This window comes from Streptomyces sp. O3, assembly GCF_054788135.1.
In genome coordinates this window covers 1-8988 of the sequence record NZ_JBTVYK010000101.1, presented here as the reverse complement: position 1 = coordinate 8988, position 8988 = coordinate 1, and the positions used below count along the sequence as shown (strand labels likewise).

Genomic DNA, 8988 nt, shown 5'->3' with positions numbered 1-8988 from the left:
TACAAGGCCGAGCTGATGCACCCCTACTACGCCGCCGAACGCGGCCTGGTCGACGACGTCATCGACCCCGCCGAGACCCGCTCGGTCCTCATCGGCTCCCTGTCGATGCTCCGCAACAAGCACGCCGACCTGCCATCCCGCAAGCACGGCAACCCCCCGCAGTAGCCCCGAGCCGACTGCGCCGACCGCGACGACGACCGCTACGAAGACGGGACACGACCTGATGAGCACCCCTGCCGACCACTTCCTCCGCGTTGAGAAGGGCCACGCCGAGCCCGAGGAGCTCGCGGCCATCACCGCGATCCTGATGGCCCGTGCCGCGGCCAGGCCCGAGGCCCCCAGCCACCACCGCGGCCGCGCCAAGGCCGGTTGGCGTCGACTGGAGCGCACTCCGGGCTTCCGCGCGCCGCACAGCTGGCAGGGCTGACGTCCACGTCCTGACACCCACGTCCTGACACACGACGCGGCAGCGCCCGGCCGGGGATTCTCCCTGGCCGGGCGCTGCTGTGTGAGGACAGCACGAGAGGCGGGGCCCACTCCGGTACGGAGGGGCCCCGCCTCTCGGTGTGTCTCAGCGAAGCCGTGCCATCAGCGCGTGCTCGACCAGCGTGATCAGCGCCGACTTGGCGTCCGCGCGGTGCCGGGCGTCGGTGGTGATGATCGGGGTGTCCGGGCCGATCTGCAGTGCCTCGCGGACCTCGTCGGGGTTGTAGGGCTGGTGTCCGTCGAAGCCGTTCAGGGCGATGACGAAGGGCAGCCCGGAGTTCTCGAAGTAGTCGACCGCGGGGAAGCAGTCGGCCAGCCGTCGGGTGTCCACCAGGACGACGGCGCCGATCGCGCCGCGTACCAGGTCGTCCCACATGAACCAGAAGCGGTCCTGGCCCGGTGTACCGAAGAGGTACAGGATCAGGTCCTGGTCCAGGGTGATACGGCCGAAGTCCATGGCGACGGTCGTCGTCGTCTTGTCCCCGGTGTGCGTGAGGTCGTCGATGCCCGCGGAGGCTGACGTCATCACGGCTTCGGTGCGCAGCGGATTGATCTCAGAGACGGCGCCGACGAACGTGGTCTTGCCCACGCCGAAGCCGCCCGCCACCACGATCTTTGCGCTGGTGGTAGAGCGGGACGCACCGCTAGAGCTTGCGAAGTCCACTGAGCACCCTTTCGAGCAGTGTCACATCTGGCTGACCGCCGGCGTTCTCGTCGCCGCCGGGCTGGTGAATGGCGACGAGTCCCGCCTCGGCCAGGTCGGCTACGAGGATGCGGGCCACGCCTAGGGGAATGGTGAGCAGCGCCGAGATCTCCGCCACGGATTTGATCTCCCGGCACAGGTTGCAGATCCGCTGATGCTCGGGCAACTGGCCTTGCATCTGGTGCGGTTCGGCGGTGGTGTGCACCAGTGCCTCGATGGCGAGCTGGTACCGCGGCCTGGTGCGTCCGCCCGTCATGGCGTACGGACGCACCAGGGGGTTGTGCTTGCCGCCCGCGGGCTGCTGCCGTCCGGGGGCGCGCCGCCCGGTCTGCTGCGGCACGGCGTTACCGTGCCCGCCGCCCTGCTGCGGGTAGGGCTGCTGGGTGGGCTGTGCGTACGGCTGGCCCTGGTGGCCGGGTGCGGAGGGGAAGTCGTAGTGGCTGGGGGCGCCTTCGCCCTGCCCCTGCCCCTGTCCGTACGGCCAGTTGCCCGAAGACGAACCGTCTGGGGGTGTTGCCACGTTCTCCTCCTCCTATTTGCGATGCGTCCACCATTGGAGCCGCGCCCCGACTTTATAGCCACCGGGCAAGAAGACGTACTGCCCGTTTGCTAGTTGAGAAGGCTGCCCTGGAGCTCCGCGCGGAGGTCCGGTGTGAGGACCGTGCCCGCACGGTCCACGAGCAGGGCCATCTCGTACCCGATGAGGCCGATGTCCGCCTCTGGGTGGGCGAGTACGGCCAGCGAGGAACCGTCCGAGATGGACATGAGGAAAAGGAATCCTCGCTCCATCTCCACAACTGTCTGGGTTACGCTGCCGCCTTCGAAGATCCGGGAGGCCCCGGCCGTGAGGGAGGTCAGTCCCGAGGCGACCGCCGCCAGCTGGTCGGCACGGTCTCTCGGGAATCCTTCGGACATCGCGAGCAGGAGTCCGTCGGCGGAGACCACCACCGTGTGGGACACACCAGGGGTGTTTTCCACAAAGTTGGTGATCAACCAGTTCAGATTCTGCGCCGCCTGGCTCATCGGGCTCACACTAACGCTCCTGGTTGTAGTTGCCACCAAGGCCGAAGCCCTGGCCGTTCGTGTCACTGCCTGCGCCGCGGCCCCGCTGAACGCCGCGGCGCAGGTTACTCAGCCTGCCCCGTACGTCCTCGGGGTCGCGGGAGACCTGGGGGCCGCCCTGCGGGGTCTGTTCCGCCGTGCCCTCGACCAGGTTGGCCTTGGGCACCCGGCGCGGCAGGCCGGAGGGGGTGACCCCGCCCGCCTTGGGCTTGCGGAGCTGCTCGGCCCGCTGCCAGCGGTCGTCGTTCGCCGACTGCCAGCCCTCGTCGGCCGCGCCGTCGCCGTCGTTCCCGGCCGCCCCGGCGGGCGGCTCGTGGTCGGCGGGGCGCTGTCGCGGGGGAGTGCCCTGGGCGGCGGGTCCGGGCTGCCACTGCTGACCGGCGGGGTCGGCCTGGCCGCGGGCCGCGGTGGAGCCACGGCGCGGGAGGCCTGCGTCGGTCAGGTCGTGGGAGGCGTTCGACGCGGGCGCGGAGGGCGCCTGCTGGCCGAAGCCTACGCGGTCGTCGCCCCCGGCGGGAGCTCCGGGACCGGATTGCGCTTCTTGGTTGTACGCGGGCTGGTACGCGTCCTGGTAACCGGGCTCCTGCTGCCAGGTTCCCTGGTGGGAGCGGTCGTCGTAGCCGTCGTACTGCGGCTGCTGGCCGGACGACTGCCGGGGCGCGTGGCCGTCGTAGCCGGGCTCCGCGTACGCGGGCTCCGGGTAGCCGTCGGACTGCTGATAGCCGCCTGACTGGTGGCCGTCGTAGCCGCTCTGCTGGCGGTTGCCGAAGCCGTCCTGCTGGCCGCCCTGATCGCGGTAGGCCTGCTGCTGGCCGTCGTACCCGCTCTGCTGCTGGCCGTCGTCGTATCCGGTCTGCTGCTGCGCGTCGTATCCGGCCCGCTGGTCGTCGTACCCGGCCCGCTGGGCCTCGTAAGGCTGCTGGGAGCCCTCGTACGCCTGCTGCTGGGCGTCGAACGCCTGCTGCTGGGCGTCGAATCCGCCGTGCTCGGGCTGCGGCTCCCGCTCGTCCTGGAAGGGCGAGCGGTCGGGGCTCTGGGCTTCGAGCGCCGCCCGGCGCTCCTCGCGCATCAGCGAGCGGCCCAGCGGGTCCAGCGCACGCGCGTCGTCGGGCACGGACGGGGTGTCGTCGTAACGACTGTCGTCGAAGCCGAGTTCCGCTGCGGTGCGCACCGGCGGGGCCGCGAACGCCTGCTGGGCCTGATCCTGCTGCGGGATCATCTGCGAGACCGTGAACTCGTTCTCGGGCAGGTCGCTGCCGCCGCCACCGTGGGTGATGACGTCCGGGAGCATGATCAGCGAGGTGGTGCCGGCCTGCTCGCCGGAGGGGCGCAGCTGGACCCGGATGTCGTGCCGGTCGGCCAGGCGGCCGACCACGAACAGGCCCATGTGCTGGGAGATCGCGGCGTCCACGGTCGGCGGGTTGGCCAGCCGGTGGTTGATGTCCGCGAAGTCCTCGGCGGTCAGGCCGATGCCCTTGTCATGGATCTCGATCATGACGCGGCCGTCGGGCAGCCGGGTCGCGGTGACCTTGACCTTGGTCTGCGGCGAGGAGAACGTGGTGGCGTTCTCCAGGAGCTCGGCCAGCAGGTGCACCAGGTCGGTCACGGAGCGGCCGTGGATCTCCGCTTCGGGGACGCCGGAGAGCTCGATGCGCTCGTACTGCTCCACCTCGGACGAGGCGGCGCGCAGCACGTCGACCAGCGGCACCGGCTGGTCCCAGCTGCGGCCGACGTCCTCACCGGCGAGGACCAGGAGGTTCTCGCCGTTACGGCGCATACGGGTCGCCAGGTGGTCCAGGCGGAAGAGGTTCTCCAGCTGGTCCGGGTCGGCCTCGTTGTTCTCCAGGTCGGTGATCAGGGTCAGCTGGCCCTCGATCAGGGACTGGTTGCGGCGCGAGAGGTTGGTGAAGATCGCGTTGATGTTCCCGCGCAGCAGGGCCTGTTCGGCGGCGAGCCGGACGGCCTCGCGGTGCACCTGGTCGAAGGCGCGCGCGACCTCGCCGATCTCGTCCTGGGTGGTGATCGGGATCGGTTCGACGCGGGTGTCGACCTTGCCGGGCTCGGTGCGCGAGAGCTGGTCGACCAGCATCGGCAGCCGCTGCTCGGCGATGCCGAAGGCGGCGGTGCGCAGGCGGCGCATGCTGGTGCTCATCTGGCGGGCCATGACGGCGGCGATCAGGAAGGCGATCAGTACGGCGGCGACCACGGCGGCGCCGGTGATGTACGCGTCGCGCTGGGCGTCGTCGGCGATCTCTCCGGCATCGGTCACGGCCTGGTCGACCAGGCCGGTCTCGACCTCGCGGTAGCCCTCGAACTTCCCGGTGGACGCGGCCGCCCAGGTCTCCGGGGTGACACCGGCCTTGGCGAGCTGCTCGGGGGTCATCTCACCGCTGCCGATGAGGCTGATCATCTCCGTCATGGACGGCGGAGTGACGGCGGGCTGGCCCGGCTCCTTGGCCTGCTCGGCGGCCGCGGCGACCTTCTTCGCGCTTTCCGCTTCGTGCTTCTTCAGCGCCGCCTTCAGGGTCGCGACGTTCTCGTCGGTGCCCGCGGAGATGAACTCGTCGATCGCGATCTGCTCCAGGTACGCGAACGAGGCGAAGGAGGTCAGCTGTTCCTTGTACTTCGTCGAGTCGCTGCTCGGCCGGACCAGCAGGTGGGTGCCGATGGCGCGCTGGAGGGACACCGAGGCCTTGGTGAGCGAGACGGCGTAGACGGTGCGGCCGTAGCTGGTGGAGTTACCGCTGTCCAGGCTGAGCTCGTTGCCCAGCTCCATCAGGGTGTGCTGGATGTCGCGGTAGCCCAGCTCGGTGCTGGTCGGGTCCATGGCGGCGACGTACGCCTGCTCGCGCAGCTTGGGGAGCTTGGCCTCGCTGGTGCGGAAGGCGTCGACGCGGCGGTTGAGGCCCTTGATGTCGGGCATGTCCTTGACGACCTCGTCGAACGCCGCCTTGGCGGCGTCGGTCTCGGCCCGGAGCTTCTTGACCTTCTCGGTGGTCTCGGACTTGGTGAGCAGGTCGGGGGCGGAGAGGTCACGCTCGTTCAGCAGGGCCTGGCCGTAGTCCTCGGCGGCGCGTACGACGAGCGCGGTCTTCTCGGCGTCGCGGGCCTCCTGCCAGGTGTCGACCGAGCCCTTGACCTGGAAACCGCCCATGACGACGGCGATGATCACGGGTATGAGGAGGATCGCGTTCAGCCGTACGGGCACCCGCCAGTTGCGCGGCGAGAACCGGCTGCTGCTGCCGGACGAGGCGGCGTCCGCCGCGTCGGAGCCGGGTTCTTCCGCGGGCGATGCCGCTGTCCGCGGCGGCGGGGTGAAGTTGCCCCGTGCCGACGGCTCGGGACCGCTCATGCTTCGCCTCACTCGACCAACAACCTCTCGGCGTCGGCACCTACGTTGTGCCGCTGTCGTCATTCTGGCCCGTACTAACGGGCAGTTCAGCGCATTCCAGCACGTCAGCCAGGGCTCCACCAAACAGTGTGACGGACTGGTCTCTGGTGACCCAGGCCTCAGATAAAACGGTCATAAAGAACGAGCCCCGCCAAAAGGCGGGGCTCTTGTGAGCGCAGCGACACCGGCTGACCGCGTGCGGTGTCGGAGGCTCCTGAATTCACTGTCGAAATGTTATGAACACACTGGCGGATCGTGTCAAAGGACACAAGCCGCTCTCTGGGGCGTACGGGTAACTTCCGTACGCCCGCGCCTACTTGAGGCGTGCCATCAGCGCGTGCTCGACCAGCGTGATCAGGCCGCTCTTCGCATCGGCCCGATGCCGGGCGTCGGTGGTGATGATCGGGGTGTCCGGGCCGATCTGCAGCGCCTCGCGGACCTCGTCGGGGTTGTAGGGCTGGTGTCCGTCGAAGCCGTTCAGGGCGATGACGAAGGGCAGCCCGGAGTTCTCGAAGTAGTCGACCGCGGGGAAGCAGTCGGCCAGCCGCCGGGTGTCCACCAGGACGACGGCGCCGATCGCGCCGCGTACCAGGTCGTCCCACATGAACCAGAAGCGGTCCTGGCCCGGCGTACCGAAGAGGTACAGGATCAGGTCCTGGTCCAGGGTGATACGGCCGAAGTCCATGGCGACGGTCGTCGTCGTCTTGTCCCCGGTGTGCGTGAGGTCGTCGATGCCCGCGGAGGCTGACGTCATCACGGCTTCGGTGCGCAGCGGATTGATCTCAGAGACGGCGCCGACGAACGTGGTCTTGCCCACGCCGAAGCCGCCCGCCACCACGATCTTGGCGGATGTGGTGGAACGGCCTGGGCCGTCAGAGGTTGCGAAGTCCACTGAGCACCCTTTCGAGCAGTGTCACATCGGGCTGACCGCCGGCGTTCTCGTCGCCGCCGGGCTGGTGAATGGCGACCAGACCGGCCTCCGCCAGGTCGGCCACCAGGATGCGGGCCACCCCGAGCGGCATCGTCAGCAGCGCCGACACCTCGGCCACCGACTTGACCTCGCGGCACAGGTGGCAGATCCGCTGGTGCTCGGGGAGCAGTCCCATCAGCTGCGCCGGGTCGGCCGTGGTGCTGACCAGCGCCTCGATGGCGAGTTGGTAGCGCGGCCGGGTCCGGCCGCCGGTCATCGCGTACGGACGCACCAGCGGCTGGTCGCCCTCGTCCCCGTACAGGGAGTCCTGAGTGGCTCCGTACGGATCGTGAGAGGCGGTGGGCGGGGTCATGGATCCTCCGGGCGGGACAGCAGTGTGGTCATTACGTGCCGTCGTAGCTCGGCCGGTGGGGGGTCAAGAGCGGCCGGACGGTTGGTCGTTCGGGCGAGGGGCCTGGCGCCAGACTAGTGGAGCAGACTCCCCTGGAGCTCGGCGCGGAGGTCCGGGGTGAGAACCGTGCCCGCGCGGTCGACCAGCAGGGCCATCTCGTAGCCGACCAGACCGATGTCGCAGTCCGGGTGGGCCAGCACGGCCAGCGACGAGCCGTCCGAGACGGACATCAGGAACAGGAAACCGCGATCCATCTCGACCACGGTCTGGTTGACCTGCCCGCCTTCGAAGATTCGCGAGGCCCCGGCCGTGAGGGAGGTCAGCCCGGAGGCCACCGCCGCCAGTTGATCGGCGCGGTCCCGCGGGAACCCCTCGGACATCGCGAGCAGGAGACCGTCGGCGGAGACCACCACTGTGTGGGACACACCGGGGGTGTTCGCCACGAAGTTGGTGATCAACCAGTTCAGGTTCTGCGCCGCCTGGCTCATCGGACTCAACTAACGCTCCTGCTGGTGAGAGGGGCGAGGGTAGCTGCCGGTCTGTCCTGACCCGGCTTCGCGTCCCTGCTGGATGCCCCGTCGAAGGTTGGTCAACCGGCCACGCACGTCGTCGGGGGCGCGCGAGACCTGGGGACCGCCTTGCTGTTGCTGCTGCTCCGCGGTGCCCGCGACAAGGTTCGCACGGGGAACGCGGCGTGGCAGACCAGATGTGGTGATTCCGCCTGCCGACGGCTTCTTGACTCGCTCCGCCTGCCGGACGAGGTCGTCGTTCGGCGTGCTGCGCCAGGTGGGGGGCGCCGTGGATGCGGCGGGCGCGGCGGGCGACGCGGGAGCGGGCGTGTGGGGCGCGGGGGGTGCGCTGTCGGGCGTCTGCTGCGGTGCGTCGCCGCCCTGGGCGCTGAACCAGTTGGTCTCCAGGGTGTCGTACAGCGGCGTACGGCCGTCGCCGGGGCCCGCGGCGGGCAGCTCCCAGGGTTCGGGGCGCTGCGGTTGCGACTGCGACTGCGCGGGGCGGGGCTCCGGCGGCTGCGGTACCGCGAAGCCCGTGGTGTCCCGTGCGCCGTTGCGCGCGCCGCCGCCCATCGGGTTCTCGGGGCGCTGCGGCGGGGTGTGCGGGCGCTGGTCGGGGACGCCGGGGCCGTGCGGGTGGCCGCCCTGCTGGTGCGGCGGCTGGCCGGACGGTCCGGTCCTGGCCTGCTGGCCGTTGGCCTGACCCTGCTGACTCTGCTGGCCGTTGGCCTGGCCGCGGCCGAACTCGGGGCGCTGCGGCAGGCCGTCGGGGCGCGGGCCGTCCAGATCCGCGCGGGGCATCGGCGAGGTGGCGTCCGGTTCCCGGTGCTCGCGCGCGGTGTCCTGTCCGGCCGACGGCTGGGCGTTCTCGTTGCTCCAGGCGGGCACCCGCGGCTGCGGGCCGCCGCCGGGCAGTTCGGGGCGCGGGCCGCCGCGCGGGGGCAGCTGGGGCTGCCGCTCGTCGTGGCCGCCGGAGTTGTGGGCGGTGCGCTGCTGCGGGCCGCCGCCGGGGCCGCCCTGCTGGGCGTACGGGGACTGCTGGCCGTTCGGCGTTGGGGCCGCGCCGCGGCCGCCCTGGCCCTGCGCGCCCTGGCCCTGCATGCCCTGGCCCTGCGCGCCCTGGCCCTGCGCGCCCTGGCCGCCGCCGAACACGTCGGCGCGGGTCGGGATGCCGGAGTCGCCGGGCGCGCTCGCGCCTGGGCCCTGGCCCGCGCGCCGCGCGCTGAAGGCGTCGCCCGGCACCGGCGGCCTGCCCTGGGACGCGGGGTCCTGCGGGCCGCGCGGGGCACCGCCCTGCTGAGGACCGCCCTGCTGAGGAGCGTTCTGCTGCGGGCCGCCGCCGTGCTGCGTACCGGCTCCGGCCCGCTGGCCGGGCGCACCAGCACCAGCACCCGCGCCCGCACCGGCACCCGCGTCACGCGAGGGCAGCGCCGCGCGCGGCCCCGAACCAGCCACCTGACCACGTGCCGGCGCCCCGCCGAGCAGACCGCCGCCCCCGCCGCCGGGGCCACCGGC

The 8988-nt window shown here is 71.1% G+C and carries 9 protein-coding genes and 1 pseudogene; 2 read left to right on the top strand and 8 right to left on the bottom strand.

Going from position 1 to position 8988, the window contains the following annotated elements; genetic code table 11:
- Both ACX6XY_RS29540 and ACX6XY_RS29535 read left to right on the top strand, forming a co-directional pair.
- Positions 1-165 (top strand): carboxyl transferase domain-containing protein (locus ACX6XY_RS29540; RefSeq protein WP_460337512.1); only part of this gene is annotated, 165 nt, incomplete at its 5' end.
- A gap of 55 nt (positions 166-220) precedes the next feature.
- Complete coding sequence (locus tag ACX6XY_RS29535; protein ID WP_460337509.1) at positions 221-427, top strand: acyl-CoA carboxylase subunit epsilon; 207 nt, start codon at positions 221-223, stop codon at positions 425-427.
- Positions 428-571: 144 nt separating this feature from the next.
- Here ACX6XY_RS29535 and ACX6XY_RS29530 read toward each other — a convergent pair whose 3' ends face one another.
- The 8 genes and pseudogenes from ACX6XY_RS29530 to ACX6XY_RS29495 all read right to left on the bottom strand — a co-directional run.
- Positions 572-1150 carry a GTP-binding protein gene (locus tag ACX6XY_RS29530; protein ID WP_409003541.1) on the bottom strand — a complete coding sequence of 193 codons (579 nt, stop codon included), beginning with the start codon at positions 1148-1150 and terminating at the stop codon, positions 572-574.
- Positions 1131-1709: a DUF742 domain-containing protein gene (locus ACX6XY_RS29525; protein WP_460337501.1), complete on the bottom strand. Its 579-nt coding sequence runs from the start codon at positions 1707-1709 to the stop codon at positions 1131-1133. Before ACX6XY_RS29525 ends, ACX6XY_RS29530 begins: the two co-directional genes overlap by 20 nt.
- A gap of 89 nt (positions 1710-1798) precedes the next feature.
- On the bottom strand, positions 1799-2212 hold the full coding sequence (locus tag ACX6XY_RS29520) for a roadblock/LC7 domain-containing protein (protein WP_156727239.1): 414 nt from the start codon (positions 2210-2212) through the stop codon (positions 1799-1801).
- 10 nt (positions 2213-2222) lie between these two features.
- On the bottom strand, positions 2223-5603 hold the full coding sequence (locus ACX6XY_RS29515) for a sensor histidine kinase (RefSeq protein ID WP_460337498.1): 3381 nt from the start codon (positions 5601-5603) through the stop codon (positions 2223-2225).
- A gap of 352 nt (positions 5604-5955) precedes the next feature.
- A complete protein-coding gene (locus ACX6XY_RS29510; RefSeq protein ID WP_460337495.1) occupies positions 5956-6534 on the bottom strand; it encodes a GTP-binding protein in 579 nt (192 codons plus the stop codon).
- Positions 6515-6925: a DUF742 domain-containing protein gene (locus tag ACX6XY_RS29505; protein WP_460337493.1), complete on the bottom strand. Its 411-nt coding sequence runs from the start codon at positions 6923-6925 to the stop codon at positions 6515-6517. The genes ACX6XY_RS29510 and ACX6XY_RS29505 overlap by 20 nt, the downstream gene beginning before the upstream one ends.
- A gap of 113 nt (positions 6926-7038) precedes the next feature.
- The gene (locus ACX6XY_RS29500; protein ID WP_460337505.1) at positions 7039-7452 is read right to left on the bottom strand and encodes a roadblock/LC7 domain-containing protein; all 414 of its coding nucleotides are present in this window, start codon (positions 7450-7452) and stop codon (positions 7039-7041) included.
- A gap of 9 nt (positions 7453-7461) precedes the next feature.
- Positions 7462-8988: pseudogene (locus ACX6XY_RS29495) on the bottom strand (nitrate- and nitrite sensing domain-containing protein); the annotation flags it as partial.

Excerpts from the sequence above, each read along its gene's own strand:
- ACX6XY_RS29505 (WP_460337493.1), bottom strand. The coding sequence starts at position 6,925 with ATGACCCCGCCCACCGCCTCTCACGATCCGTACGGAGCCACTCAGGAC.
- ACX6XY_RS29520 (WP_156727239.1), bottom strand. The coding sequence starts at position 2,212 with ATGAGCCAGGCGGCGCAGAATCTGAACTGGTTGATCACCAACTTTGTG.
- ACX6XY_RS29515 (WP_460337498.1), bottom strand. The coding sequence starts at position 5,603 with ATGAGCGGTCCCGAGCCGTCGGCACGGGGCAACTTCACCCCGCCGCCG.
- ACX6XY_RS29500 (WP_460337505.1), bottom strand. The coding sequence starts at position 7,452 with ATGAGCCAGGCGGCGCAGAACCTGAACTGGTTGATCACCAACTTCGTG.